This window comes from Streptomyces sp. NPDC033845 (assembly GCF_055576225.1).
The window spans coordinates 44,855-67,931 of the sequence record NZ_JBVIRI010000010.1 but is presented as its reverse complement, the minus strand read 5'-3'; the positions used below and the strand labels follow the sequence as shown (position 1 = coordinate 67,931).

At 73.7% G+C, this 23,077-nt stretch carries 24 protein-coding genes and 7 tRNA genes; 17 read left to right on the top strand and 14 right to left on the bottom strand.

The annotated features are described in order from the left end of the window. Window positions 1–104: 104 nt before the first annotated feature. The 4 genes from ACZ50K_RS21965 to ACZ50K_RS21950 all read left to right on the top strand — a co-directional run bounded on the left by ACZ50K_RS21965 (window position 105) and on the right by ACZ50K_RS21950 (window position 2,344). Window positions 105–350, top strand: coding sequence for a hypothetical protein (locus ACZ50K_RS21965; protein ID WP_468905547.1), 246 nt, complete (start codon window positions 105–107; stop codon window positions 348–350). A 181-nt stretch (window positions 351–531) separates the two neighbouring features. Continuing rightward, entirely contained in the window at window positions 532–723 is a 192-nt protein-coding gene (locus ACZ50K_RS21960) for a hypothetical protein (RefSeq protein ID WP_468905545.1), read from the top strand. 221 nt (window positions 724–944) lie between these two features. Then, window positions 945–1,988 (top strand): phosphotransferase family protein, encoded by a 1,044-nt coding sequence (locus tag ACZ50K_RS21955; RefSeq protein ID WP_468905543.1) that lies wholly within the window; start codon window positions 945–947, stop codon window positions 1,986–1,988. Window positions 1,989–2,053: 65 nt separating this feature from the next. Beyond that, window positions 2,054–2,344 (top strand): TFIIB-type zinc ribbon-containing protein, encoded by a 291-nt coding sequence (locus ACZ50K_RS21950; RefSeq protein WP_468905541.1) that lies wholly within the window; start codon window positions 2,054–2,056, stop codon window positions 2,342–2,344. A 50-nt stretch (window positions 2,345–2,394) separates the two neighbouring features. Here the strand turns inward: ACZ50K_RS21950 and ACZ50K_RS21945 are convergent. The 5 genes from ACZ50K_RS21945 to ACZ50K_RS21925 form a co-directional block, all read right to left on the bottom strand. Beyond that, a tRNA-Val gene (locus ACZ50K_RS21945) sits at window positions 2,395–2,469 on the bottom strand. A gap of 23 nt (window positions 2,470–2,492) precedes the next feature. Beyond that, window positions 2,493–2,564 (bottom strand) — tRNA-Val (locus ACZ50K_RS21940). A gap of 34 nt (window positions 2,565–2,598) precedes the next feature. Then, window positions 2,599–2,670: transfer RNA gene (locus ACZ50K_RS21935), tRNA-Val, on the bottom strand. Between the two features lies 1 nt (window position 2,671). Next, window positions 2,672–2,745: transfer RNA gene (locus ACZ50K_RS21930), tRNA-Cys, on the bottom strand. A gap of 40 nt (window positions 2,746–2,785) precedes the next feature. Beyond that, window positions 2,786–2,858 (bottom strand) — tRNA-Gly (locus ACZ50K_RS21925). Window positions 2,859–3,034: 176 nt separating this feature from the next. On the opposite strand from ACZ50K_RS21925, the gene ACZ50K_RS21920 reads away from it, so the two are divergent. From ACZ50K_RS21920 to ACZ50K_RS21910, 3 genes are read left to right on the top strand one after another with little or no spacing between them, the layout of a single operon-like run. Then, window positions 3,035–4,093, top strand: coding sequence for a chorismate-binding protein (locus ACZ50K_RS21920; protein WP_468905538.1), 1,059 nt, complete (start codon window positions 3,035–3,037; stop codon window positions 4,091–4,093). Further along, a complete protein-coding gene (locus ACZ50K_RS21915) occupies window positions 4,090–4,911 on the top strand; it encodes an aminotransferase class IV (RefSeq protein ID WP_468905536.1) in 822 nt (273 codons plus the stop codon). The genes ACZ50K_RS21920 and ACZ50K_RS21915 overlap by 4 nt, the downstream gene beginning before the upstream one ends. Window positions 4,912–4,952: 41 nt before the next feature. After that, a complete protein-coding gene (locus tag ACZ50K_RS21910; protein WP_468905533.1) occupies window positions 4,953–5,810 on the top strand; it encodes a GNAT family N-acetyltransferase in 858 nt (285 codons plus the stop codon). Here the strand turns inward: ACZ50K_RS21910 and ACZ50K_RS21905 are convergent. After that, window positions 5,807–6,307: a DsbA family protein gene (locus tag ACZ50K_RS21905; protein WP_468905531.1), complete on the bottom strand. Its 501-nt coding sequence runs from the start codon at window positions 6,305–6,307 to the stop codon at window positions 5,807–5,809. The two genes, ACZ50K_RS21910 and ACZ50K_RS21905, sit on opposite strands and share 4 nt — an antisense overlap. A gap of 188 nt (window positions 6,308–6,495) precedes the next feature. Between ACZ50K_RS21905 and ACZ50K_RS21900 the strand changes: the two genes are divergently transcribed. Together ACZ50K_RS21900 and ACZ50K_RS21895 are read left to right on the top strand one after the other, a co-directional pair. Next, a complete protein-coding gene (locus ACZ50K_RS21900) occupies window positions 6,496–6,915 on the top strand; it encodes a hypothetical protein (protein WP_468906004.1) in 420 nt (139 codons plus the stop codon). 68 nt (window positions 6,916–6,983) lie between these two features. Next, the gene (locus ACZ50K_RS21895; RefSeq protein ID WP_468906041.1) at window positions 6,984–7,157 is read left to right on the top strand and encodes a hypothetical protein; all 174 of its coding nucleotides are present in this window, start codon (window positions 6,984–6,986) and stop codon (window positions 7,155–7,157) included. Between the two features lie 3 nt (window positions 7,158–7,160). Here the strand turns inward: ACZ50K_RS21895 and ACZ50K_RS21890 are convergent, their stop codons facing one another. Next, window positions 7,161–7,718, bottom strand: coding sequence for a CGNR zinc finger domain-containing protein (locus ACZ50K_RS21890; RefSeq protein WP_468905529.1), 558 nt, complete (start codon window positions 7,716–7,718; stop codon window positions 7,161–7,163). Window positions 7,719–7,902: 184 nt separating this feature from the next. After that, entirely contained in the window at window positions 7,903–8,316 is a 414-nt protein-coding gene (locus ACZ50K_RS21885; protein ID WP_030011909.1) for an SsgA family sporulation/cell division regulator, read from the bottom strand. Window positions 8,317–8,493: 177 nt separating this feature from the next. Here ACZ50K_RS21885 and ACZ50K_RS21880 point away from each other — a divergent pair, with 177 nt between their 5' ends. Together ACZ50K_RS21880 and ACZ50K_RS21875 are read left to right on the top strand one after the other, a co-directional pair. Further along, on the top strand, window positions 8,494–8,937 hold the full coding sequence (locus ACZ50K_RS21880) for a TIGR02611 family protein (protein WP_468905527.1): 444 nt from the start codon (window positions 8,494–8,496) through the stop codon (window positions 8,935–8,937). A gap of 55 nt (window positions 8,938–8,992) precedes the next feature. Then, window positions 8,993–9,064 (top strand) — tRNA-Val (locus ACZ50K_RS21875). A 50-nt stretch (window positions 9,065–9,114) separates the two neighbouring features. Here the strand turns inward: ACZ50K_RS21875 and ACZ50K_RS21870 are convergent. Then, window positions 9,115–11,508 (bottom strand): SCO7613 C-terminal domain-containing membrane protein, encoded by a 2,394-nt coding sequence (locus tag ACZ50K_RS21870; protein ID WP_468905525.1) that lies wholly within the window; start codon window positions 11,506–11,508, stop codon window positions 9,115–9,117. A 97-nt stretch (window positions 11,509–11,605) separates the two neighbouring features. On the opposite strand from ACZ50K_RS21870, the gene ACZ50K_RS21865 reads away from it, so the two are divergent. Both ACZ50K_RS21865 and ACZ50K_RS21860 read left to right on the top strand, forming a co-directional pair. After that, window positions 11,606–12,061, top strand: a complete 456-nt coding sequence (locus ACZ50K_RS21865; RefSeq protein ID WP_468905522.1) for an SRPBCC family protein — start codon at window positions 11,606–11,608, stop codon at window positions 12,059–12,061. 39 nt (window positions 12,062–12,100) lie between these two features. Beyond that, window positions 12,101–12,175: transfer RNA gene (locus ACZ50K_RS21860), tRNA-Val, on the top strand. An 84-nt stretch (window positions 12,176–12,259) separates the two neighbouring features. Here ACZ50K_RS21860 and ACZ50K_RS21855 read toward each other — a convergent pair. Then, entirely contained in the window at window positions 12,260–12,985 is a 726-nt protein-coding gene (locus tag ACZ50K_RS21855) for an exonuclease domain-containing protein (RefSeq protein WP_468905520.1), read from the bottom strand. A 185-nt stretch (window positions 12,986–13,170) separates the two neighbouring features. On the opposite strand from ACZ50K_RS21855, the gene ACZ50K_RS21850 reads away from it, so the two are divergent. Together ACZ50K_RS21850 and ACZ50K_RS21845 are read left to right on the top strand one after the other, a co-directional pair. Then, window positions 13,171–13,716: a DUF4365 domain-containing protein gene (locus tag ACZ50K_RS21850; RefSeq protein ID WP_468905517.1), complete on the top strand. Its 546-nt coding sequence runs from the start codon at window positions 13,171–13,173 to the stop codon at window positions 13,714–13,716. After that, window positions 13,716–14,912 carry a hypothetical protein gene (locus ACZ50K_RS21845; protein WP_468905514.1) on the top strand — a complete coding sequence of 399 codons (1,197 nt, stop codon included), beginning with the start codon at window positions 13,716–13,718 and terminating at the stop codon, window positions 14,910–14,912. Before ACZ50K_RS21850 ends, ACZ50K_RS21845 begins: the two co-directional genes overlap by 1 nt. Window positions 14,913–14,939: 27 nt before the next feature. Here the strand turns inward: ACZ50K_RS21845 and ACZ50K_RS21840 are convergent, their stop codons facing one another. After that, window positions 14,940–15,425, bottom strand: coding sequence for a GNAT family N-acetyltransferase (locus ACZ50K_RS21840; RefSeq protein ID WP_468905512.1), 486 nt, complete (start codon window positions 15,423–15,425; stop codon window positions 14,940–14,942). Window positions 15,426–15,598: 173 nt separating this feature from the next. On the opposite strand from ACZ50K_RS21840, the gene thrS reads away from it, so the two are divergent. Beyond that, window positions 15,599–17,575, top strand: a complete 1,977-nt coding sequence (gene thrS, locus ACZ50K_RS21835; protein WP_468905510.1) for a threonine--tRNA ligase — start codon at window positions 15,599–15,601, stop codon at window positions 17,573–17,575. 61 nt (window positions 17,576–17,636) lie between these two features. Here thrS and ACZ50K_RS21830 read toward each other — a convergent pair whose 3' ends face one another. Continuing rightward, window positions 17,637–18,299, bottom strand: coding sequence for a potassium channel family protein (locus ACZ50K_RS21830; protein WP_468905508.1), 663 nt, complete (start codon window positions 18,297–18,299; stop codon window positions 17,637–17,639). 67 nt (window positions 18,300–18,366) lie between these two features. Between ACZ50K_RS21830 and ACZ50K_RS21825 the strand changes: the two genes are divergently transcribed. Then, a complete protein-coding gene (locus tag ACZ50K_RS21825; protein ID WP_468905506.1) occupies window positions 18,367–18,927 on the top strand; it encodes an HIT family protein in 561 nt (186 codons plus the stop codon). 30 nt (window positions 18,928–18,957) lie between these two features. Here the strand turns inward: ACZ50K_RS21825 and ACZ50K_RS21820 are convergent, their stop codons facing one another. Both ACZ50K_RS21820 and ACZ50K_RS21815 read right to left on the bottom strand, forming a co-directional pair. After that, on the bottom strand, window positions 18,958–20,619 hold the full coding sequence (locus ACZ50K_RS21820; protein ID WP_468905504.1) for a hypothetical protein: 1,662 nt from the start codon (window positions 20,617–20,619) through the stop codon (window positions 18,958–18,960). Window positions 20,620–20,725: 106 nt separating this feature from the next. Then, the gene (locus ACZ50K_RS21815; RefSeq protein ID WP_468905501.1) at window positions 20,726–22,975 is read right to left on the bottom strand and encodes an elongation factor G-like protein EF-G2; all 2,250 of its coding nucleotides are present in this window, start codon (window positions 22,973–22,975) and stop codon (window positions 20,726–20,728) included. Window positions 22,976–23,077: the final 102 nt, after the last annotated feature.

Below are 23,077 nucleotides of genomic sequence, written 5' to 3'. Positions count from 1 at the left end.
TCAGTGCGGACTGGGACACTTGAGGGGTGCTCAGAACTCCTGCCCCGGTGGCTCGTTCGGGGCGGGTGGGCGCTCAAGAGTCCATCGCGTAAGGGGGATTGGCGATGAAGGGCGACAGGGTCGAGATCGTCGTGGACGCCGGGGACACCACCCGGACGTATGAGGTGGTGGCCACCCGGGCGGGCCGCCGGGTGGAGACCGCGGTGCGCAGGGGAGTGGTGGAAGTGAGCGAAGTCACCCGGAGCGGTCAGCCCGTGCGGACCGCCCGGTTCATGGCCAACCGGGTGCTCGCGCTGGTGGAGCAGCCGGTTCCGGGGGGACCCCTCCGGGAAGACCCTCAGACGGAGTGATCGGTCTCCAACCAGGGGAGTACGCGGGAGGGGGACCGTCATCCTCCCGGAGGCCCGGCAAAGGGTTCGCAGGCATGAGGACCCGCGGCTCCAGCGCTCCTAAGGTTGAACACAAGCGGCGGGTGACTAACTCGTCCCCCGAGGTCATACACCCGCCGCTGCCAACCACAGGGAGAGGACCATGTCGGACCGCGCAGAGCAGGGACGCAAGACCTTCGCGTTCAACGCGCACCAGTCCGCGTCCGGTACGCGCCATCCACTGGTGGCCGCGGCCATGGTCCTTCCCCTGGCCACCCTCCTGGTCGTGCTCTTCGGCGGCTGGGAGCAGGTGGTGACCCAAGCGTCGTCCGTGAGCGCGTTGCTGGGGCGCTGAGCGGCGCCCCAGGTCCGGGAGAGCGGCCCGGACCAAGGACATCGCCCACCACCCCGTGGGGACGGGGGAGCGGCGGACGGCAGTGAAAAGGGTGCTGTTCCCACGACTGGGGAGTCGCGGGAACAGCACCCTTTTTGTCCGCGCCCGCTCGTCCCCGCCCCGCGGGCGGGCCGCGTACGATCCGAGGGGGCGCGCGCCCGAACGACCCGGGGGGCCAGACCATGACCGCAGCCGTGACCGCAGCCGTGACCGAGGCCCTGGCCGCCGCTCTGGCAGCCGCCGTCCCGGCCCCCCGCGAACCCTCCGCCGCGCCGCCGTCCCCGGAACCGGCCCCGGCCCCCACCCCGGCCGCGGTGGTGCTCGCGGACCGGGCGGACGGCACCGTACTGCGCCGCGGGGAGACCGTGGCCAAGGCCCACGCGCCGGACACCGACCGGGCCGGGCTGGCGGTACGGCTGCGGGTGGCAGCCGCCCCGGAGCTGGCCGGGGTGCTGCTGCCCCCGCTGCGGCCCGCCGCCGAGGAACGGGCGGGCCGCGCGGTGACCCTCTGGCCGTACGGGACCCCGGTGGACCCCGAACGCCCCGAGGACGCCCCCTGGGCGGCCGCGGCCCGGCTGCTGGCCGCTCTGCACTCGGTCCCGACCGGCCGGCTGCCCGGACCGGTCCCCCCGATGCGCGGACCGGCCAAACTGGCCCGGGCGCTGCGCCGGATGGACACCGCCCTGGCCGCCGCCGGATCCGCGTCCGGCACCGGCGCCGGGATCCCCGCCGAGGTCGCCGAGGACGCGGCGGCCGTCCGGGCCGCCGCCGCCACCCTGCCGGCCTGGGCCCGGGGCGAGGCGCCCGCCCCGGCCGCCGCCGGGGACGCCCTCTGCCACGGGGACCTGCACCTGGGCCAGCTTGTCCGGGTCCGGGCCGGCTGGCGGCTGATCGACGTGGACGACCTCGGCATCGGTCCGCCGGCCTGGGACCTGGCCCGCCCCGCCGCCTGGTACGCGGCCGGACTGCTGGCCCCCGAGGACTGGCTGTGCTTCCTCGACGCCTACCGGGCCGCCGGGGGCCCGGCGGCCGGCCCGCCCGGCAGCGACCCCTGGCCGGAACTCGATCTGGCCGCACGCGCGTTGACGGTGCAGACCGGCGCACTGGCCGTGGCCAGGGCTTTGACCGAGGAACGCCGACTCGACGAGGTGGAGCGGGCGGTGACCGGTTCCTGTGGCCGAATAGGAACAATCCCGGCCCAGTTGGAGCCGCCGCCTCCGTCGTAAGGTGAGTCCGTGCCACCGCGCCTGCCGCGCGGGGGCGAGGTCCGACGGCGAGGAGTGAGCCGATCATGCAGTGTCCGAAGTGTCACGCGATGATGCATACGTACAACCGCAGCGGTGTCCAGATCGAGCAGTGCAGCGGCTGCCGGGGCATCTTCCTGGACTACGGAGAGCTGGAGGCCCTGACCCGCATGGAGGGCCAGTACGGTCAGGTCCCGCCGCCGCCGGCCCCGCCGGCCTACCCCGCCCAGCACGGCGCCCCGGCCCCCGCCTGGGGAGCCCCGCAGCACCACGGCGGCCACCACGGTCACGGCCACGGGCACAACCGCGGCTTCGGCCGGATGCTCTTCTCCTCCTGACCGGGGGAACGCGGAAGCCCCGGCCGGGGAACGGCCGGGGCTTCCGGTGATGGTGCGCGATACTGGGATTGAACCAGTGACCTCTTCCGTGTCAGGGAAGCGCTCTCCCGCTGAGCTAATCGCGCGGGTGTGCTGCGGAGTTACTGCGTGCGCGATACTGGGATTGAACCAGTGACCTCTTCCGTGTCAGGGAAGCGCTCTCCCGCTGAGCTAATCGCGCGGGGGATCCGTGGATCCGGGATCCGAAGATCCAGTGGACGATACTGGGATTGAACCAGTGACCTCTTCCGTGTCAGGGAAGCGCTCTCCCGCTGAGCTAATCGTCCTTGGAGGTGGAGACGGGATTTGAACCCGTGTAGACGGCTTTGCAGGCCGTTGCCTCGCCTCTCGGCCACTCCACCAGGAGTGTGAAACAGGGGTTCGGGAAGATCCCCCACATCGAGCGGACGACGAGACTCGAACTCGCGACATCCACCTTGGCAAGGTGGTGCTCTACCAACTGAGCTACGTCCGCATGTCGCCGTCCTGCTCGGGGTTTCTCCCGCGCTCCCCGGCGACGTGTTGAACTCTAGCGGATTCCCGGGCCAGCTCAAAAACGCGTTTCCGCAGCGTGCTGCCCTCCGATCACCGGGGGTCACCTCTCCGTCACCTCTCCGGCGCCGCGCGGCCGCCGGTCATAGACTCACAGCCGTGCAAGACCTGCAGCCCATGGCCCGCTTCGGCGGCCTCCTCGCCACCGATCTCCGGGACGTGACCGGTGATGTCTCCGCCCTCGACTCCACCGGGTTCTGGGCGGTCTCGGCCGATTTCGAGGGGCGGGTCACCTGTGCCCGCTTCGGCGACGTCCGTCCCGATCCCGTGCCCGAACCCGCCCCGGGCGCCTGGCACGGCCCCGCCGCCGACCGCTGGACCAGCTCGCTGGACCGGGAGGCCTACGTGTCCGGCGTCCGCCGGATCCGCGAGCACATCGCCACCGGAGGGGTCTATCAGGCCAACCTCTGCCGGGTGATGTCCGCGCCGCTGCCCGACCCGGACCGCGCCGATGTGGACGCGCTGACCGCCCTGCTGGCGCGCGGCAACCCCGCGCCGTACGCAGGAACGATTCGGCTTCCGGCCCACGGGGTGGAGATCGCCACCGCCTCGCCCGAGCTGTACCTGAGCCGCTCCGGACGGCACATCGAGTCCGGGCCGATCAAGGGCACCGGCCGGACCGCCGCCGACCTCCTGGAGAAGGACCACGCCGAGAACGTGATGATCGTGGACCTGGTCCGCAACGACCTGGGCCGGGTCTGCGCCACCGGATCCGTCGCGGTCCCCGAACTCTGCGCCGTGGAGGAGCACCCCGGTCTGGTGCACCTGGTCTCCACGGTCAGCGGGGAACTCGCCGAAGGGGCCGGCTGGCCCGAACTGCTGGCCGCCACCTTCCCGCCCGGCTCCGTCACCGGCGCCCCCAAGTCCTCCGCCCTGCGGATCATCGCGGAGCTGGAGACCGCCCCGCGCGGCCCCTACTGCGGGGGCATCGGCTGGGTGGACGCCGACCGCGGCACCGCACAGCTCGCGGTGGGCATCCGGACCTTCTGGATCGACCGGCAGGCCCCCGCCGGGCCGCGGCTGTGCTTCGGCACCGGGGCCGGCATCACCTGGGGCTCGGACCCGGACCGGGAGTGGGCGGAGACCGAGCTCAAGGCCTCCCGGCTGCTCGCGGTAGCGTCGGGCACGTACCAGCACAGCGGAAGGACCGTACGGTGAAGATCTGGCTCGACGGAGCGCTGCACGACGCGGACGGGGCGCGGGTGTCGGTGTTCGACCACGGGCTGACCGTGGGAGACGGGGTCTTCGAGACCCTGGTCGCCCGGCACGGCCGGCCCTTCGCGCTCACCCGCCATCTGGACCGGCTGGCCCGCTCCGCCCGCGGCATGGGCCTGCCCGAACCCGACCTGGACGAGGTCCGGCACGCCTGCGCGGCCGTCCTCGCGGCCCAGCCGCTGCCGCTCGGCCGGCTGCGGATCACCTACACCGGCGGACTGTCCCCGCTCGGCTCCGACCGCGGGCAGGAGGGCCCGACCCTGGTGGTCGCCCTCGGCGACGCGGCCCGCCGGCCCGACACCACCGCCGTGATCACCGTCCCCTGGGTGCGGAACGAGCGCAGCGCCATCGCGGGCCTGAAGTCCACCTCGTACGCCGAGAACGTGGTCGCCCTCGCCCAGGCGCACCGCTCGGCCGCCTCCGAGGCGCTGTTCGCCAACACCGTGGGCCGGCTCTGCGAGGGCACCGGCAGCAATGTGTTCGTGGTCCTCGGCGGCGAGCTCCACACCCCGCCGGTGAGCTCCGGCGCGCTGGCCGGGATCACCCGCGCCCTGGTCGTGGAGTGGGCCGGAGCCAAGGAGACCGACCTGCCCTTCGAGGCCCTCGACGAGGCCGAGGAGGTGTTCCTGACCTCCACCCTGCGCGATGTGCAGGCGGTCCACCGGATCGACGGCCGGGAGCTCCCGGGCGCCCCGGGGCCGGTCACCGCGGAGGCCATGCGGATCTTCGCCGAGCGGTCCGGGGCGGATCTGGACCCGTAAACGGGCTGACGGGCGGCGTCCCGGCGGGTAGAACCGAAGCGATGACCACCACCCTGCGGCCGAGCGGGCCGCTTCAGCAGACCAGCGGGGGCGCGCGTTCCCGTCCGTACGAGGTCCGGGTCAACAGTCGGCGGGTCGGCTCGCTGCTGCTCGCCTCGGACACCCCCTTCGGGCCCACCGTCGGCGAGATCCGCGACCTGGGCATCGAGGAGGGCGACCGGCGGCGCGGCCGGGCCACCGTGGCGGCCCTGGCCGCCGAGGAGGTGCTGCGGTCCTGGGGCTGCCGGCGGGTGCGGGTCTCGGTGCCCGCCGGATCGGCGGCCGGCCTGCGGATGGCCGGCGCGCTCGGCTACACCGAGTACAGCCGCAACATGGCCCTCGGCCTGCCGGCCGGACCGCCGCCACAACTGCCCGCCGGGCTGCTGGACCGCCCCATGACGGACGCCGAGTACGGGCCCTGGCTGGAGCGGGCGGTCGAGGGGTACGCACGGGACTGGACCAGCCGGGGCATGTCCGAGGAGGCGGCCCGGACCAAGTCCGACCACGACCACCGCGAGGCCCTGCCCCAGGGCCCGGCCACCCCGGGGATCCGGCTGTCCGTGCTGGAGGCGGCCGGGGAGCCGGTGGGCCATCTGTGGCTGGCCCTCCCGGACCGCACCGGCTCCGGTCCGGCCGCGACGGCGGGCCAGGCGTACGTGTTCGACGTGGCGGTGGACGCGGCCCACCGCGGCCGGGGCCACGGCCGGGGCCTGATGCTGCTGGCCGAACGGCAGGCCCGGGAGGCCGGCGCGGACCGGCTGGGCCTCCAGGTCTTCGCGGGCAACACCCCGGCCCGGGCCCTCTACGACTCCCTCGGCTACCGCACCACGTACGTCAACTGCGCCAAGGACCTGCTCTAGGCCGTCTCTTCGAGGAGGCGGTCGGCGACGGCCTCGATCCTGGCGCGCAGGCCCTCCTGGGACTTCCCGCCGTCCAGCCGCTCGCCGCCGATCACATAGGTGGGGGTGCCGGTGACCCCGATGGCCTTGGCCTCGGCCTGGTCCGCGTCCACGATCAGGATGTGCCGGCCGTCGATCAGCGCGGTGTCGAACTCCTCCGCGTCCAGGGACAGCTCACGGGCCACGTCCAGCAGCAGGGCCTCGCCGCGTTCGCCCAGCTCCGCGGTGCGGGCCAGGACGGCCTCGGCGTAGTCCCAGCCGCGGCCCTGCTCCGCCGCCTCCTCGGCGGCCTGGGCGGCCGCGAAGGAGTGCTTGTGCTTCTCCAGCGGGAAATGGCGCAGGACGATGTCCAGCCGGTCCCCGTAACGGGCGCGGAGCGCGCGCACGTCGTCGAGGGCGGTGTGGCAGTCCGGGCACTGGAGTTCGCACCAGACTTCGAGAACGACGGAAGAGGTCATGGGGGACAGTCTCCCAGCCCGCCGGCCGGACCGGGCCGGGGGAGTCCGCCGGGGGAGCCCCACCTGGGGAGGAGGCCCGACCCGGAGATCTCCCGGAGATCCGCCGGTCAGGCCGCCGGACCGTGGCCGCACCGGGGCCCGGCGGTGCAGGATGGACGGTGACACACCCCACGGCACTGGAGGACGGCATGCTGGCCGAGACCATCTGTTCGGCGGTGTCCGCGGCGGGCCTGGGCTTGGCCGCGGTGACCGCCTACCGCAGGCGTTTCCTCGCCGCGACCCGGATCGCCGCCTACTCGCTGGTGCCGGTGGGGCTGGTGATGACCGGAGTGGTGGGCTGGGTCTCCGGGATCGTCTTCAAACCCTCCGTGTGGGCGGGCTTCGGGGTGCTCGGCCTGGCCTGGCTGCTGTTCACCGGCACCCGGGCCGTGGAGCGCCGCCGGGCCGGCCGCCAGGAAGCCGTCGCCCCGGGGGCCTCTGCGCCCTCGCTCGGTTCCGCGCCCGCCGCCGCCCCCGGCATCCCGAAGGCCGCACCGACCCGCACCCCGGCTCCGGCCGGCGAGGACTTCTCGGACATCGAAGCGATCCTCAAGAAGCACGGGATCTGACGAACTCCCGCGCCTCCGCTGGCGTGTTGAGGGACTGAGCGGGCCGTGCTGCGCCATCATCGCCCGACATGCTCGACATGCCCGACACCACACAGGGCGAGCCGCCGGGACGCGTCCCCGCCGCCGCCGAGGAGCCGCGCGGCTGTCTCTTCGCGCTCTCCCAGCCGCCGCTGATGATCTTCCTGACCGTGATCGGGGTGCTGCTCCTGCTGGCCTCGGTGCACGATCTGTTCCTGCGCTGAGCCCTACTCGGCGGCTTCCTTGCGGCGGGCCCGGTAGGCCGCCACATGGAGGCGGTTCCCGCAGGTCCGGCTGTCGCAGTAGCGGCGGGAGCGGTTCCGGGACAGGTCCACGAAGGCGCGCCGGCAGTCCGGGGCCTCGCAGCGGCGCAGCCGCTCCTGCTCCCCGGAGACCACGATGAAGGCCAGGGCCATGCCGCCGTCCGCCGCCAGGTGGTCGCCGACCGAGGCGCCCGGGGCGAAGTAGTGCACGTGCCAGTCGTAGCCGTCGTGGTCGGTCAGCTGCGGGGTGGTGCCGGCGGTGGCCACCAGCTCGTTGATCAGCACCGAGGCGGCCCGGGCGCCCGGCGCGGCGAACACCTGGGCGAACTTCCCGCGGACGGCGCGCACCCCGGCGAGATCGCGGGCGCCCAGCTGGCCGACGTCGCTGATCGAGAACTCTTCGACGAAGGTCCGCAGCGCGCCGACGTCCGCCAGCCCGTCCGGTCCCTGACCGTCGGGCGCGGTGTTCACCAGGGCGACGACGACATCGAGGGCGCGGCGGGTGTCGTGGGGAATCTGCACGTGGGTGACTCTAGCGGTTCACCGGAAAAGCGCACCGGCGCTGCTCCCGCGGACGGATTCCGTGGGAACAGCGCCGGTCATGCCGTGTGTGGCTGCCCGCCTCACACCGTCGCCCCGAGTTCGGACGGTGTGGGTGGCGGGTCGGGCTGGCTCGTGTGTCTGACGGTCCTGGGAACCCGTCCCGTCAGCTTTCGGCCAGGATGTGGGACAGCTCCTTGTCGAGGTCGAAGTGCCGATGCTCGGTTCCTGGTGGAACCGCGGCGTCGGTCCGCTTCAGGAACGACTCCAGTGCTCGGGCGGGTGCTTCGAGCAGCGCTTCTCCCTCCGGTGAGCTCAGGGCGATGCAGACGACGCCCTGGCCGTGGCTACGGGACGGCCAGACCCGGACGTCTCCGGTACCGGTGGGCCGGTGCAGGCCCTCGGCGAGGAGGTCGCGGGCGAATACCCATTCGACCGTCTCCTCGGCGCCGGTGTGGAAGGTGGCGTGCACGGCGTAGGGGTCGGCCGTGTCATACCGCAGGCCCGCGGGAACAGGCAGAGATGACTCGCTCGACACAACGAGGCGCAGGTGCAGCTCGCAGCTGACCGTGGTGTTCATAAGCGCCAGGGCCTTTCGCTCAGTGTGCGCTCGGGGATTCGCACGTCGGCGAAATCGACATGCCACCTACGGTGCCGTTGTAAACCCCTCTGACCGTTTTGCGGACCTTCGGGTCCCTCGGACGGCGGATCGAAACGCCCATTCACGTGTGCTTTCGGCTCCGGTAGATTCAGGAGCATGAATACGGGGAGTGACGAAATCAAGGCCACTGGGGAAGCCGGGGAAGCGGAGGAGACCGCCGCCGAGCCGCCGCTCGGCTCGCGGGCGCCGGAGTTCATCAAGGCCCGCCGGACCCTGCACCTCAGCTGGCAGGTCGGCGTCTTCATCGTCGGCCTGGCCGTGGTGATCACGGGCATCATCATGCTGCCGCTGCCCGGACCGGGCTGGGTGGTCATCTTCGGCGGCATGGCGATCTGGGCGACCGAGTTCGTCTGGGCCCAGCTGGTGCTGCGCTGGACCAAGCGCAAGGTCACCGAGGCGGCCAAGCGGGCCCTGGACCCCAAGGTCCGCCGCCGCAACATCATCCTGACCACCGCCGGCCTGCTGATCGCCGGCGCGCTGACGGCTGTCTACCTGTGGCAGTGGGGCCTGGTCATGCCCTGGAACGCCATGAACCAGTGAGCCGGGCGGCTGGTCGGGAGCACCGCTGACATGCGGTAATGTTTGCGGTGCGCCGGGGCGATTAGCTCAGCGGGAGAGCACTTCGTTCACACCGAAGGGGTCACTGGTTCGATCCCAGTATCGCCCACCCGGATGAAGGGCCCGGAGACTTCCTCGAAGTCTCCGGGCCCTTCGCGTTCACCGCAGCCGGCCGAGACCGGCCCGCAGCCGGCGGGCGTCCGCCAGCCGCTTCTCGTAGGTCGCGCCGACCACCAGCAGCAGCAGGCCCGCCAGGGCCGGCACAACCCAGCGCGGCAGCGCGTCCGCCACCTGCACCACGTACGGGGCCAGCTCGTGCAGCGCCACCAGGGCCAGCGCCCCGCCGCCCAGCAGCAGCGGGGCCCGCAGCCGGAACCGCGCCCCCGCCAGGGTCAGGGCCAGCGCCGACAGGCCCAGCAGCAGCGGCCGCGCCCAGTGGCCGTCGCCCCACACCGCCAGCAGGGAGGGCAGCAGGGTCGCCGCCAGACCCGGACCGTACGCCGTCCAGGACGAGGCCTCCGGATCCCGGCGCCGCCGCAGCAGGCCGACCAGCAGCGCCGGAACCGTCACCGGCAGCGTGTACGCCTCCGGCAGCGACACCCCCGAGGCCGCCAGCCGCACCCAGGCGGCCGCGAGGAACAGCGCCCCCGCCGCGTACCCGACCCGGCGCCGGTCCGCCCGTACCGCCGCGCCCGCGCACACCACCCCGGACAGCGCCAGCAGCAGCGCCAGCCAGGCCGACTCGCCGGCCGCCAGCAGCACCGCCAGGGCCGTCGAACCGGCGGCCGCGACCTCCACCGGCACCCGGGGGCCCGGAACCCCGTCCCGTCCCGGCGGCCGGACGGCCACCACGGCGGGCACCACCAGCACCAGCAGCCCCCAGAGGTGCACCGGAAGCTCCAGCAGCCCGCCCAGCGCCACGGCGAGCCCGGTCGCGTACCCGACGGCCAGCACCCCCGCCCCGGCCCTCAGCACCCCCGGAGCGGGCCGGTACGCCGCCCCCGCGACCGCGGCCGGCACCAGCACCCCGAACACCGCGAAGGTCGCCGCCCGCCCGTCCAGCGAGGCCAGCGCCACGTCCGCCGTGCCCACCGCGGCACACACCGCCGCCACCGCACCCGCCACCGGGCCCCGGAGCCCGCCCAGGGCCACCGCCCCCGCCGCCAGGCTCACCGCCAGCTGGACCGCCGGCACCACCGGGCCCGGCAGCCCGGCCGCCGGCGGCGCCAGGAACAGCCCCGCCCACCCCAGCCCCACCGCGACCGCCCCGGCCGCCGCCCGGACCCCCGCGGGGGACGCCGACCGGTCCAGCACGGCCGCCGCGCCCGCCACCAGCAGCAGCACCACCGGGGCCGCCGCCCCCGGCCAGAGCAGCTCCGGCGCCCGCGCCGAGGACTCCCACACCCGGTCCAGCACGCCCAGCCGACCCACCAGCGCCGACACCAGGGCCGGCAGCACCGTCAGCACCGCGAGCAGCCACACCGCCGCCCCGGCCCCCGCCAGCCCCCGCCGCACCGGCCGCGGCAGCCGGCCCGCCCGCAGCCCGGCCGGCAGCGGCAGCGCCGGCACCAGGAAGGCGAGCACCAGCCACTCCGAGTCCAGCGGCGGCCGCACCAGCCCCCCGACCGCCCCCACGGCCGCCAGCCCCGCGACCGCCGCCAGACCGTACGCCGCCACCGATGCCACCGCCGAGCCCGCCGACCCCGCCGCGAGGACCGAGGACCGCCAGGACACCGCCGCACAACCGGCCGCCGCCGAGGCCAGCAGCAGCGACGGGGCCACCGCACCCGTCGCCGCCGACTCCGCCGCCCCGGTCAGCAGCGCCGCCGCACCCAGCACCGCCCCCGACACCCCGGCACACCAGCCGACCACCGCACCCCGGCGCCCCCACAGCACCGGCAGCGCGTCCAGACCCGCCGTCACCAGCAGCGCCCAGGCCACCCCGGACGGACCGGCGGAAGAAGCCAACGCGGCCAGCGGCAGCGGCAGTTGCGCCACCAGCACGGCCGCCGGCAGCGGCAGCCGCGCCCCGCGCAGCAGCAGCCCGTACCCCGCCCAGACCGCCGCCAGCACCGCCGAGGCCCCCGACGCGTACGCGACACCGTCCACGCCGGACAGGCCCACCGCGTACACCGCGTACACGTCCAGCACCGTCAGCAGCAGCCCCAGCCCGGCCACCGCCTCCGCCGTGGACCCCAGACCCCGCCGCAGCAGCGCCACCGGAGCCGCCAGCGCGGCCGCCGTCAGCACCGCCAGCACCGCCGACCGGCCGCCGATCCCCATCGCACCCCAGCTCAGCAGCGTGAACGCCAGCGCCGCCACCCCCAGCAGCACCGCGCCCAGCACCAGCAGCACGCCCTGCGCACCCGGACCCGCCGCCGGGGCCGCGGGCACGGGCCCCCACACGGGGACCGGCGGACGCCCGGCGGCCTGCCGCAGCAGAGCGATCAACTGGGCCCGGCGCGCCAGCAAGTACCCGCGACGGGCGTCCAGTCCGGCCAGTTCGCGGTCGATGAGCGCCAGCTCCTCGGCCGGCGGCAGTGCGTTCTCCATGTTCCGCAGTGTGTCGCCGGTCACGGCCCCCGCACATGGGTACGGATACTCAGCCCGGCCACCCCGCTACTCACCCGCTCACCCCGGAGGACCGCCCGTGGACTGGACCCACTACCGCTTCCACAGCGTCTGGGAGCTCCCCGCCCCGCCCGACCGCGTCTACGCCGTCCTCGAACGCCCCGGCGACTACCCCCGGTGGTGGCCGCAGATCCGCCGGGTGCTCCCCGACCCCGCCGACGAACGCTCCGGCAGCGCCGTCTTCCGCTCCGTCCTGCCCTACGAACTCCGGGTGGCCGCCACCGGCCGACCGGCCGACCCGGCCCGCCGGACCCTCGCCGTCGACCTCACCGGAGACCTCGAAGGCTGGGTCCGCTGGACCCTGGAACCCCTCGGCACCACCGCCACCCGCGCCGTCTACGACCAGGAGGTCCGGGTCACCAAACCCCTGATGCGGATCCTCGCCGTCCCCGGCAGGCCCTTCTTCCGGCTCAACCACGCCCTGATGATGCGCTCCGGACGGCGCGGACTGACCCGCAGGCTGGAGGCGGTTTGAACGAACCCCCGGACGCGTTGTATCGTTCAACCCGTTCCCGGGCGATTAGCTCAGCGGGAGAGCACTTCGTTCACACCGAAGGGGTCACTGGTTCGATCCCAGTATCGCCCACCACCGGGACAAGCCGGTCCGTCACCGACGGACCGGCTTTCTCATGCCCGGGACACCCCGAGCACCCCGAGCACCCCGTGTCCCCGCTCAGGCGGCCGTGGACAGCTCCGGACGCACCGGCCAGTGCGGATCCACCGCCTCCTCCGAACCGTTGCGCGCGAACCACGCCTGCAGCCCGCGCGCCTGGGCCGCGTGCCACACCGCCTGCAGGGTGTGCAGCTCCGCCGGACTCAACCGCTCCAGCCGGGCCGAGAACCGCCGCCCCACCGCCCGCACCAGCTCCAGCGAGGCCAGCGCGTCCGCCGCCGCGTCATGCGCCTCGGCCAGCTCCACCCCGTAGTGCCCGCACAGGTCCGTCAGGGTCCGCCGCCCCTTGCGGTAGCGGTCCAGATGCTTGTCCAGCACCCGCGGATCCAGCACCGTCAACGGCCTGTTGTCCAGATAGCGGGTCAGACTCGACGCCCGGTGCCGGCGCAACTCCCGGTCCAGCAGCGTCAGATCGAACGGCGCGTTCATCACCACCACCGGCCGCCCGGCCGTCTGCTGCTCCGCCAGCGACCGGGCTATCTCCTCCACCACCGGCGCCGGCCAGCGCCCGTTCCGCTGGAGGTGGTCATCGGTCAGCCCGTGCACCTCGGTCGCCCCCGGCGGAACCGGGATACCGGGGTTGACCAGCCAGCGGGTGACCCGGGCGCGCCCGCCCGCACACTCCTGGACGACGAGAGCGGCGGACACGATGCGGTCCTGCTCGACGTCCACCCCGGTGGTCTCCGTGTCGAATGCGGCCAATGGCCCCTCATACCAGCGCGTCATGGCGAACTCCTCGTCCCCGAACGGCAGGCGAGGCCTGCCCGGAACGGTGATACCCGCGCGGTTTGCCCCGTACGCCGTTTGCGGCCCCCCGGGTGCGGCAACAACAACCTTGACGGACCGCACACATGATCGGCCGTCAGAATCCGGCCAGTCGAGCCGTCGAGCCTGGAAGGCGTGGGGGAGCCATGGCGCTCGCGCATCCCGAGCCGGGTGAGGTACTGCGGGGCAGCCTCGCCACCACCGCCTGCATGGAGACCCTCCAGGTGGGCTACCTGCACGCCGTCGCGGCCGCCGCCGGCTGCTCCCTGTCCCAGCCCTTCCCCGACAACGGCATCGACTGGCACGTCAGCCACGGCTCCGCCGAACACTCCGTGGACGACGAGGTCACCATCAAGGTCCAGCTGAAGGCCACCTACCAGACCGCGCCCCGGCCGCCCGGCCCCACCTTCGCCTTCACCCTGGACAACGACCACCTCGTCAAGCTCGCCCGGAGCCCGGTCGCGGTGCACAAGATCCTCGTGGTGATGCTCGTACCGCGGGAGCGCCGGGACTGGCTGGACGCCGGACACGACCTGCTCGGCCTGCGGCACTGCTGCTACTGGACCAACCTGGCCGGGCACCAGGTCACCGGCCGGCGCCGGACCACCGTCCGGATCCCCACCGCGCGGATCTTCGACGACCGGGCGCTGTGCGAGATCATGACCCGGGTCGGGTCGGGAGGGACACCCTGATGCACTGGCAGCCCACGCACCCGGAGCCGTACGGAGACCCGCACCCCTCACCGCCACCGCACCCCGACCCGGCCCAGGTCGACCCGGCGGTGCTCGCCGCCCTGCTGCGGCGGCACGGCTGGCAGCGCCGCGGCGGCGCCACCGGACGCTACGGGCGGTGGACCCCGCCCGGCGGCCGCTCCGGAACCAGCCTGCTGGTCCCCGAACACCGAGGCTTCCCGGACTGCGCGGACCTCCTGGAGGAGGCCCTCACCGCCCTCGGCCACAGCGGACTGCCCTCCGCCCGGGAAGTGCTGTACGGGCTGACCGTGCCCAGCGACGAGATCCGCTGGGACCGCGACATCGCCCCCCGCGCCGAAGCCGACTGGACCGCCCAGGAACAACTGCGGACGGCCGCCCGGCAACTGCTGCTCGCCGGGGCGCTGGCCGACCGGGCCCGGGCCGGCTACTACGGGGCCCGCCACCGCGGCCAGGCCGAACGCGCCCTGGACGGAGTCCTGGTGGGCCCGGCCCCCGGCGGCCGCCGGCTGACCGCCTACGTGCCGGTGGCCGGCGGCCGCGGCACCGTCACCCGGCTCCACCACGCCCTGCACGCCGCCCGCGAGGCGGTGGACTACCAGCGGGCCACCGGCGGCATGGAGGCCTTCGACGCGGCGGTCGGCGCCGGGGTCAGCCGGGAACTCACCCAGGCCCTGATCGCCCTGGTGCACGGCTCCGAGGGCGCCGCCGTCGCCCTGGCCTGGGCCCCGGCCGCCGGGGTCCCGGCCGGCTGCGCCGCCCGCCCCGAACCGGTGGAGTTCTCCCCGGGAGACCTGCCGGCCCTGCGCGAGGCCGCCGACCGCTACACCCGGCGGGAACCCGCCGTCCCGGTCCGGCTGGCCGGGGCCGTGGTCCGGATGCGCCGCTCCGCCCCCGGCGGCGGGGGCACCGTCCGGCTGCGGGTGCTGTCCGGGGCCGAGGTCCCCTTCGTCCGGGTGGTCCTCGACGAGGAGGCGTACCGGGTGGCCGGGCACGCGCACCTGGTCGGCCTGCCGATCCGGGTCAGCGGCCGGCTCCAGCGGCGCGGAGGCTTCCGCCGGCTCACCGACGCCGCGGACGTCGCCCCGGTCCCGCTCGACGAGGTCGAACGCGACCGGCTGCTGAAGTCCCTGGAGGACGGCCTGGCCGACCCGTCCGCCGACCTTCCCGACGCCTGACCCCGGCGGCCCGCCCGGGCGCCGGGGCTACGCCGCCGGCCGCCGCAGCGCGGCCATCAGCAGCCCCGGCTCCGGCGAGAAGTCCGTGCCGCGGACGAAACCCAGCCCCTCGTACAGCGCGAGGGCCGGGGCGTTCGCCGCCCCCGTGGTCACCTCCACCGGCCGGCCGGCCGCCACCTCCGCCAGGAACCAGCGCACCAGCCGCCCGCCGACACCCTGGCGGAACCCGGCCGGGTCCACGCACAGCCGGTCGATCCGGGCCGGGGCGCCCGCCCCGCCGGGCACCGGCTCCTCCCAGGCGACGAACCCGGCGAGGGAGCCGTCCGCCCGCACGGCCCCGGCCCACCGCAGCGGCCGGGCCCGGAGCTCGGCCGGGCTCTCCCGGAGTGCCGGGATCCCGTCGAAGCCGATCAGCTCCGCCTCGACGGCGTACGCGGCCCGGCCGACCCGGTGCAGCGCCTCGGCGACCCCGTCCGCCGCCGGATCGAGCGGGCGCACCAGCGGTTCGGTCATGTCCGGGTCTCCTCCATGGGCGGGTGGCGCCGGGTCCCCGGCCTCTGCACCACCCCACTCTGACCGGGGCCGGGCCCCGGCGGTAACCGTTTCGCGGACGGGCCGCCCCGCTCGGTACGATTCAGGCGCGACCGGTGTCCACCGGCCCGCCCCCGAGATTTCAGGAGAGACCGGTGTCAGACGTCCGTGTGGTCATCCAACGCGATTCCGAGCGGGACGAGCGCGTGGTGACCACGGGCACCACGGCGGCGGAACTCTTCTCCGGCGAACGCACCGTCATCGCCGTCCGCGTCGCGGGCGAGCTGAAGGACCTGGCGTACGAGCCGAAGGACGGCGAGAGCGTCGAACCCGTCGAGATCTCCTCCCCGGACGGCCTCGACATCCTCCGCCACTCCACCGCCCACGTCATGGCCCAGGCCGTGCAGGAGCTCTTCCCCGAGGCCAAGCTGGGCATCGGCCCGCCGGTCCGGGACGGCTTCTACTACGACTTCGACGTCGCCCGCCCCTTCACCCCCGATGACCTCAAGGCCATCGAGAAGAAGATGCAGGAGATCCAGAAGCGCGGCCAGAAGTTCGCCCGCCGCGTCGTCACCGACGAGGCGGCCCGCGAGGAGCTCGCCAACGAGCCCTACAAGCTGGAGCTCATCGGCATCAAGGGCTCGGCCTCCACCGACGACGGCGCGAACGTCGAGGTGGGCGGCGGCGAGCTGACCATCTACGACAACCTGGACGCCAAGACCGGCGACCTGTGCTGGAAGGACCTCTGCCGGGGCCCGCACCTGCCCAGCACCCGGAACATCCCGGCCTTCAAGCTGATGCGCAACGCGGCCGCCTACTGGCGCGGCAGCGAGAAGAACCCGATGCTCCAGCGCATCTACGGCACCGCCTGGCCCTCCAAGGAGGAGCTGAAGGCGCACCTCGACTTCCTCGCCGAGGCCGAGAAGCGCGACCACCGCCGCCTCGGCAACGAGCTCGACCTCTTCTCCGTCCCGGACGAGATCGGCTCCGGCCTCGCCGTCTTCCACCCCAAGGGCGGCATCATCCGCCGCACCATGGAGGACTACTCGCGCCGCCGGCACGAGGAGGAGGGCTACGAGTTCGTCTACTCCCCGCACGCCACCAAGGGCGCCCTCTTCGAGAAGAGCGGCCACCTGGACTGGTACGCGGAGGGCATGTACCCCCCCATGCAGCTCGACGGTGGTACCGACTACTACCTCAAGCCCATGAACTGCCCGATGCACAACCTGATCTTCGACGCGCGCGGCCGCTCCTACCGCGAACTGCCCCTGCGCCTCTTCGAGTTCGGCACCGTGTACCGGTACGAGAAGTCCGGCGTGGTGCACGGCCTGACCCGCGCCCGCGGCTTCACCCAGGACGACGCGCACATCTACTGCACCCGTGAGCAGATGGCGGACGAGCTCGACCGCACCCTCACCTTCGTGCTGAACCTGCTCCGCGACTACGGTCTGAACGACTTCTACCTGGAGCTGTCCACCAAGGACCCGGAGAAGTTCGTCGGCTCCGACGAGGTGTGGGAGGAGGCCACCGCCGTCCTCCAGCAGGTCGCCGAGAAGCAGGGCCTCCCGCTGACCCCCGACCCGGGCGGCGCCGCCTTCTACGGCCCGAAGATCTCCGTCCAGGCGCGGGACGCCATCGGCCGGACCTGGCAGATGTCCACCGTCCAGCTGGACTTCAACCTGCCGGAGCGCTTCGACCTGGAGTACACCGGCCCGGACGGCTCCCGCCAGCGCCCGGTCATGATCCACCGCGCCCTGTTCGGCTCCATCGAGCGGTTCTTCGCGGTCCTGCTGGAGCACTACGCGGGCGCCATGCCGCCGTGGCTCGCCCCGGTCCAGGCCGTCGGCATCCCGATCGGCGACGCGCACGTGGAGTACCTCCGGGAGTTCGCCGCCGAGGCGAAGAAGAAGGGCCTGCGGGTGGAGGTGGACGCCTCCTCCGACCGGATGCAGAAGAAGATCCGCAACCAGCAGAAGCAGAAGGTCCCCTTCATGGTGATCGTCGGCGACGAGGACATGGCCGCGGGCACCGTCTCCTTCCGCTACCGCGACGGCTCGCAGGAGAACGGCATCCCCAAGGACGAGGCCCTCGCCAAGCTGGCGAAGGTCGTCGAGGACCGCGTCCAGGTCTGATCCGGCGGACAACGGCTCCGCGGGCGCGCGCACGCACGGGCCGGGACCCCCGGGAGGTGGCTCACCTCCCGGGGGTCCTCTCGTCCTCCCGGGAGAACACCGACAGCAGCCAGGAGGAGAAGCTGCCGGTCACCGCGCCCAGCAGGGCCAGACCGCAGGCCATCATCAGCGCGGCCACCAGCCGGCCCATCGGGGTCACCGGGGCCACGTCCCCGTACCCGACCGTGGTCAGCGTCTCGCAGACCCACCAGCAGGCGTCGCCGAAGGTCCGGATGGTCGCCCCGGGGGCGTCCCGCTCGTAGCTGTAGACGGTCAGGGCCCCGCAGAAGCCGAGCAGCACCGCGGTCATCCCGGCGTAGACGATCACCCGGGCGTACAGGCTCCACCGGGGCTGCTCGTGCCGGGCCTGGAAGGCCTGGTAGATGCGGACCATCCGCAGTGGGCGCAGCAGCGGGAGGACCACGACCACGGTGTCCAGGACGTGGGTGCGGACGAAGCGGACCGGGTTGTGGCCGCTGATCAGCATTCTGGCCAGGTAGTCGAGGACGAACAGCAGCCAGGTCACGAGGGTCACCAGCAGGGCGGTGTCGCGGAGCTCCCGGAGGTCGGGGCCGGCCAGTACGCGGACCGCGTACGCGGCCGTGAAGAGCAGCGAGGCGGCGAACAGCGGGACCTCGGTGCGCCGCTCCCACAGCAGCAGGCGGGGGTTGTCCTTGTCGTCCATCGGGCCAGCATCCCCGGACCCCGGGGCATCTCAGCCCCGGCGACACGCCGTGCTCGGGCGAGGTCATATGCTGCATCCCATGACGACTGAGCCGGAGCAGCAGATCGGTGTGGGCACGCAGGACGCGTTCCAGCGGCTGTGGACGCCTCACCGGATGGCGTACATCCAGGGGGAGAACAAGCCGACCGGCCCCGAGGCCGGGGACGGCTGTCCCTTCTGCGGGATCCCCCGGCTGTCGGACGAGGACGGGCTGGTCGTGGCCCGCGGCGAGCACGTCTACGCGGTGCTGAACCTCTACCCGTACAACGGCGGGCACCTGATGGTCGTCCCCTACCGGCACGTCGCCGACTACACGGAGCTGGACGGGCCGGAGACGGCCGAGCTGGCGGACCTGACGAAGCGGGCGATGGCCGCGCTGCGGAAGGCCTCCGGGGCGCACGGGTTCAACATCGGCATCAACCAGGGGGCGGCGGCCGGTGCCGGTATCGCCGCGCACCTGCACCAGCACATCGTGCCCCGCTGGGGCGGGGACACGAACTTCATGCCGGTGGTCGGCCACACCAAGGTGCTGCCGCAACTGCTCGCGGACACCCGGAAGATGCTGGCCGACGCCTGGCCGCAGGACTGACGGCCGGGCGGCGTACGGCGGGGCCGGCGGCTACTCGTAGACGTCGGCCTTGCGCGGCGAGGCGTCCTGGACGAGCCCGCTGACCACCGAGGCGCGGTTGCCGAACTTGTCGGTGTCGCAGCCGTTCTCCTCCAGTACCCGCAGGGCCGCCGCGTGCACCACCCGGAGCACGGGGGTGGCGGCCCGGAGGGCGTCGTCGGCCATGAAGCGGTGCCGCCACATCGAGCCGGCCCAGACGTGGCGGACGCCGAAGGGCTCGGGGAGCACCAGCTTGCCGCCGAGCCATTCCAGCAGTGGCGGGTACCAGGTGAGGGGGGCCCGGACCATCAGCCGGACCACCTCGCTGGTGTCGATCACCGGCAGGACCCGTTCGGTGTTCTCCCAGAACCTGACGGTCTTGGCCACCTCGACGGTCTCGTTCTCGGACTTGCTGGTGAACAGCCCGTGCACGGGTCCCAGGGCGTGCCCGGTGACCTCGACCCGGAGGGTCTGGTGCAGCACGGTGACGGTGACCATCATGGTGATCACCAGCTGGCCGTCCCAGAGCGGCCACTGGATCCCCAGGTAGTGCCGGTTGCCGGCGCCGAACTGCTGCTCGTTGCAGATGCGGGTTATCTCGTGGGCCTTGACCTGGAAGGCGTCGACGTTCTCGCCGCTGGGCCGGGCGACCTCCTTGGCGCCCTCGCCGACCGGGGTGACGATCCAGTGCCGGACGTCGGGGGTGGGGAAGCCGCCGGTGTGCAGCGGGCCGCGTTCGATCAGCCGGAGCTGGTCGTGGATGGCGCGGATGACGTCCCAGCTGCGGAACGGGTGGATCTCGGGGGTGCCCTCGCGGGGGAGGAGGTCCTCGGCCATCTGCCAGCTGCCCCAGCGGGTGCCCATGCCGAGGATGCCCTTGGGTCCGGCGTAGAAGACGGAGTTGCTGCGGTCCTCGGCGGTCAGTTTGGCGAGCTGGTGGCGCAGGTCCTCGGCGGACTTCTCGCCGGGGTTGCCGGGGACGGCCTCGGGGATCTTGGCGGCCACCCCGCCGCCGGAGAGCAGTCCGTCCCAGCGGGACCGCAGGTCCACGGCGGTACTGAGGCAGAGGCGGCGGGCCAGCAGCCAGCCGACGGCCGGGGCGATGATCATGGCGCGGAGGTAGAGGGCCCAGAAGCCGGTGTAGGGCAGCCGGAACATCAGGACGGCCACGCCGAGGGCGATCAGCACCAGCAGGGCGGTGCCCGCCCAGGAGGCGTGCCGGGTGCCGGCGATCATCTTGCGGAGCTGGAAGAGGCCCATCCACAGGAGCATTCCGGGGAGGAACAGCACCCCGCAGACCAGGGTGATCACGCGGAGCCGGGTGTCGCGCTCCTTGCGGATGCGGTTGGCGGACAGGCAGTGCTCGACGACGGTCTGCGGGTCGGCGCCGAAGGCCTGGATCAGCGGCTTGCGCCCGGCGCCCAGCATCCGGGTCTCCACGGCCCGGCTGTAGGCCTCGCCCAGGCTGGGCTTGAAGAGGGTGGCCCAGGAGCGGCCGGCCTTGAAGACGGGCTCGTAGTGCTCGTTCTTGGTGTCGAGGATCTGTTCGATCTTGGTCTTGGCGCCCTCCCGGTAGGCGACCGAGGCGAGCGCGTTGGTCGCCGCGGTCTGGCCGCCCGAGCCCTGGAGCGGGACCTGCGCTCCGGGCCTGAAGTCGAAACCGTCGTCCGCCACCGCTTACCGCCCCCATCGTCGTACCTGTCTCCCCGGCCTTATGGGACAGGGAAATGCCGCCCACCGCAAGCGCGTTGGGTGGGCGGCCGGTCACACGCTATGACAACTAGGTTCCCCTCTCCGCCTGTTCGCGAATCTTGTCCGCCAGCTGGGCGGGCATGGGTTCGTGCCGGGCGTACGCCCGCTCGAAGCGGCCGGTGCCGTGCGTCAGGGAGCGCAGGTCCACGGCGTACCGGTCGATCTCGATCTCCGGGATCTCGGCGCGCACCCGGGTGCGGTCGGCGCCGGACTGCTCGGTTCCGAGGACCCGGCCGCGGCGGCCGGCGAGGTCGCCGAGCACCGGTCCCACATAGGCGTCCGGGACCAGTACGGTCAGTTCGGCCACCGGTTCCAGGAGCTGGATCCGGGCCCCGGCGGCGGCCTCCCGCAGGGCCAGGGCGGCGGCGGTCTGGAAGGCGGCGTCGGAGGAGTCCACCGAGTGGGCCTTGCCGTCGCGGAGGGTGATCCGTACGTCGACCAGCGGGTGCCCGGCGGCGACGCCCTTGGCGGCCTGGCTTCGGACCCCCTTCTCCACGGACGGCACGAAGGCGCGCGGGACGGCTCCGCCGACCACCTTGTCGACGAACTCGATGCCGCTGCCGGCCGGGAGCGGCTCCACCTCGATCTCGCAGACGGCGTACTGGCCGTGGCCGCCGGACTGCTTGACGTGCCGGCCGCGGCCGGTGGCCGGTCCGCCGAAGGTCTCGCGCAGGCCGACCCGGTGGGGTTCGGGGTCCACCCGGACCCCGTGCCGGGTGCGCAGCCGTTCCAGGGCCACCTCCTGGTGGGCCTCGCCGAGCGCCCAGAGGACCAGTTGCCGGGTCTGCGGGTTCTGCTCCAGGCGCAGGGTGGGGTCCTCGGCGACCAGTCGGGCCAGGGCCTGGGAGAGCTTGTCCTCGTCGGCCTTGCCGTGGGCATGGACGGCCAGCGGGAGCAGCGGTTCGGGTATCTCCCAGGGGGCCGCCAGCAGGGGGTCCTCCTTGGCGGAGAGGGTGTCCCCGGTCTCGGCCCGGGTGAGCCGGGCCACACAGGCGAGGTCTCCGGCGATGACCCGGGGGAGGGCCCGCTGCTGCCGGCCGAACGGGGAGGTGAGGGCGCCCACCCGTTCGTCCGCCTCGTGGAGTTCCTCCTCCGGGTCCCGGTCCGGGTCCGGGGTGTGGTCCCGGGGGGTGCGGTCGGGGTGTGCGTGGCCGCAGACGTGCACGGTCCGGTCGGGGTGCAGGGTGCCGGAGAACATCCGCACCAGCGAGATCCGGCCGGCATAGGGGTCGGAGGAGGTCTTCACCACCTCGGCGAGCAGCGGGCCGTCGGGGTCGCAGACGACCGCCGGGCGGGGCTGCCCGTCGGGGGTGGTGACGGGCGGGGCGGGGCGCTCCAGGGGGGTGGGGAAGCCGCGGGTGACGAGTTCGAGGAGTTCCACGGTGCCCAGGCCCTGGCGGGCCCCGTCGGCGGCGGGGGCGGCGAGCAGGACGGGGTGGAAGGTGCCGCGGGCCACCGCCCGCTCCAGGTCCCGGACCAGGGTGGCGGGGTCGATGTCCTCGCCGCCGAGGTAGCGGTCCATCAGGGTCTCGTCCTCGCTCTCGGCGATGATCCCCTCGATGAGCCGGTCACGGGCGGCGGAGATCCGCTCCAGTTCGGCCGGATCCGGGTCGCGCTCCACGCGCTCGCCGGAGGTGTAGTCGTACGCCCGGCGGGAGAGGAGGCCGAGCAGTCCGGTGACGGGGGCGTGGCCGTCCGGTCCGGCGGGTCCGTGCAGCGGGAGGTGGAGGGGGAGGACGGCGTCGGGGTCCTCGCCGCCGAAGGCGTCGGCGCAGACGGCGGTGATCCGTTCGTGGTCGGCGCGGGGGGTCTCCAGATGGGTCACCACGATGGCCCGGGGCATGCCCACGGCCCGGCACTCCTCCCAGAGCGCCCGGGTGGGGCCGCTCAGTCCCTCGGCGCCGTCGGCGGCGGAGACGAGGAAGAGGGCGGCGTCCGCGGCGCGCAGACCGGCCCGGAGGTCTCCGGCGAAGTCGGCGTATCCGGGGGTGTCCAGGAGGTTGATCTTGATGCCGTCCCAGCTGACCGGTACCAGGGAGAGCTGGACCGAGCGCTGCTGCCGGTGCTCGATCTCGTCGTGGTCGGAGACGGTCCCGCCGTCCTCGACCCGCCCGGCCCGCTGCACCGCCCCGGCGGTCAGTGCCAGGGCCTCGACCAGGGTGGTCTTGCCCGATCCGCTGGGGCCGACCAGCACCACGTTCCGCAGGTCCCCGGGCCGGTCGGCCGTCGGTGCCCGGCCCGCGGCTCCGGGCGGTCGCGCGCGTGACTTGTCGCCCATGGTGCTCGTGCCTCCCGGTGCGACGGTACGGAGGATGGAGTCCTTGAAGCTTTGCACCGTCGGCACCGGCCGTCCATCCGCGGGGCCCGCGGCCGGACGGGC

What these genes read in the sequence shown, in the direction of transcription:
- ACZ50K_RS21960 (WP_468905545.1), top strand. Translation starts at nt 532, where the DNA reads ATGTCGGACCGCGCAGAGCAGGGACGCAAGACCTTCGCGTTCAACGCG.
- ACZ50K_RS21880 (WP_468905527.1), top strand. Translation starts at nt 8,494, where the DNA reads ATGAATACGGGGAGTGACGAAATCAAGGCCACTGGGGAAGCCGGGGAA.
- ACZ50K_RS21950 (WP_468905541.1), top strand. Translation starts at nt 2,054, where the DNA reads ATGCAGTGTCCGAAGTGTCACGCGATGATGCATACGTACAACCGCAGC.
- ACZ50K_RS21845 (WP_468905514.1), top strand. Translation starts at nt 13,716, where the DNA reads ATGCACTGGCAGCCCACGCACCCGGAGCCGTACGGAGACCCGCACCCC.
- ACZ50K_RS21895 (WP_468906041.1), top strand. Translation starts at nt 6,984, where the DNA reads ATGCTCGACATGCCCGACACCACACAGGGCGAGCCGCCGGGACGCGTC.
- ACZ50K_RS21840 (WP_468905512.1), bottom strand. Translation starts at nt 15,425, where the DNA reads ATGACCGAACCGCTGGTGCGCCCGCTCGATCCGGCGGCGGACGGGGTC.
- ACZ50K_RS21900 (WP_468906004.1), top strand. Translation starts at nt 6,496, where the DNA reads ATGCTGGCCGAGACCATCTGTTCGGCGGTGTCCGCGGCGGGCCTGGGC.
- ACZ50K_RS21825 (WP_468905506.1), top strand. Translation starts at nt 18,367, where the DNA reads ATGCTGCATCCCATGACGACTGAGCCGGAGCAGCAGATCGGTGTGGGC.
- ACZ50K_RS21850 (WP_468905517.1), top strand. Translation starts at nt 13,171, where the DNA reads ATGGCGCTCGCGCATCCCGAGCCGGGTGAGGTACTGCGGGGCAGCCTC.
- ACZ50K_RS21965 (WP_468905547.1), top strand. Translation starts at nt 105, where the DNA reads ATGAAGGGCGACAGGGTCGAGATCGTCGTGGACGCCGGGGACACCACC.
- ACZ50K_RS21910 (WP_468905533.1), top strand. Translation starts at nt 4,953, where the DNA reads ATGACCACCACCCTGCGGCCGAGCGGGCCGCTTCAGCAGACCAGCGGG.
- ACZ50K_RS21830 (WP_468905508.1), bottom strand. Translation starts at nt 18,299, where the DNA reads ATGGACGACAAGGACAACCCCCGCCTGCTGCTGTGGGAGCGGCGCACC.
- ACZ50K_RS21905 (WP_468905531.1), bottom strand. Translation starts at nt 6,307, where the DNA reads ATGACCTCTTCCGTCGTTCTCGAAGTCTGGTGCGAACTCCAGTGCCCG.
- ACZ50K_RS21955 (WP_468905543.1), top strand. Translation starts at nt 945, where the DNA reads ATGACCGCAGCCGTGACCGCAGCCGTGACCGAGGCCCTGGCCGCCGCT.
- ACZ50K_RS21870 (WP_468905525.1), bottom strand. Translation starts at nt 11,508, where the DNA reads ATGGAGAACGCACTGCCGCCGGCCGAGGAGCTGGCGCTCATCGACCGC.
- ACZ50K_RS21885 (WP_030011909.1), bottom strand. Translation starts at nt 8,316, where the DNA reads ATGAACACCACGGTCAGCTGCGAGCTGCACCTGCGCCTCGTTGTGTCG.
- ACZ50K_RS21815 (WP_468905501.1), bottom strand. Translation starts at nt 22,975, where the DNA reads ATGGGCGACAAGTCACGCGCGCGACCGCCCGGAGCCGCGGGCCGGGCA.
- ACZ50K_RS21855 (WP_468905520.1), bottom strand. Translation starts at nt 12,985, where the DNA reads ATGACGCGCTGGTATGAGGGGCCATTGGCCGCATTCGACACGGAGACC.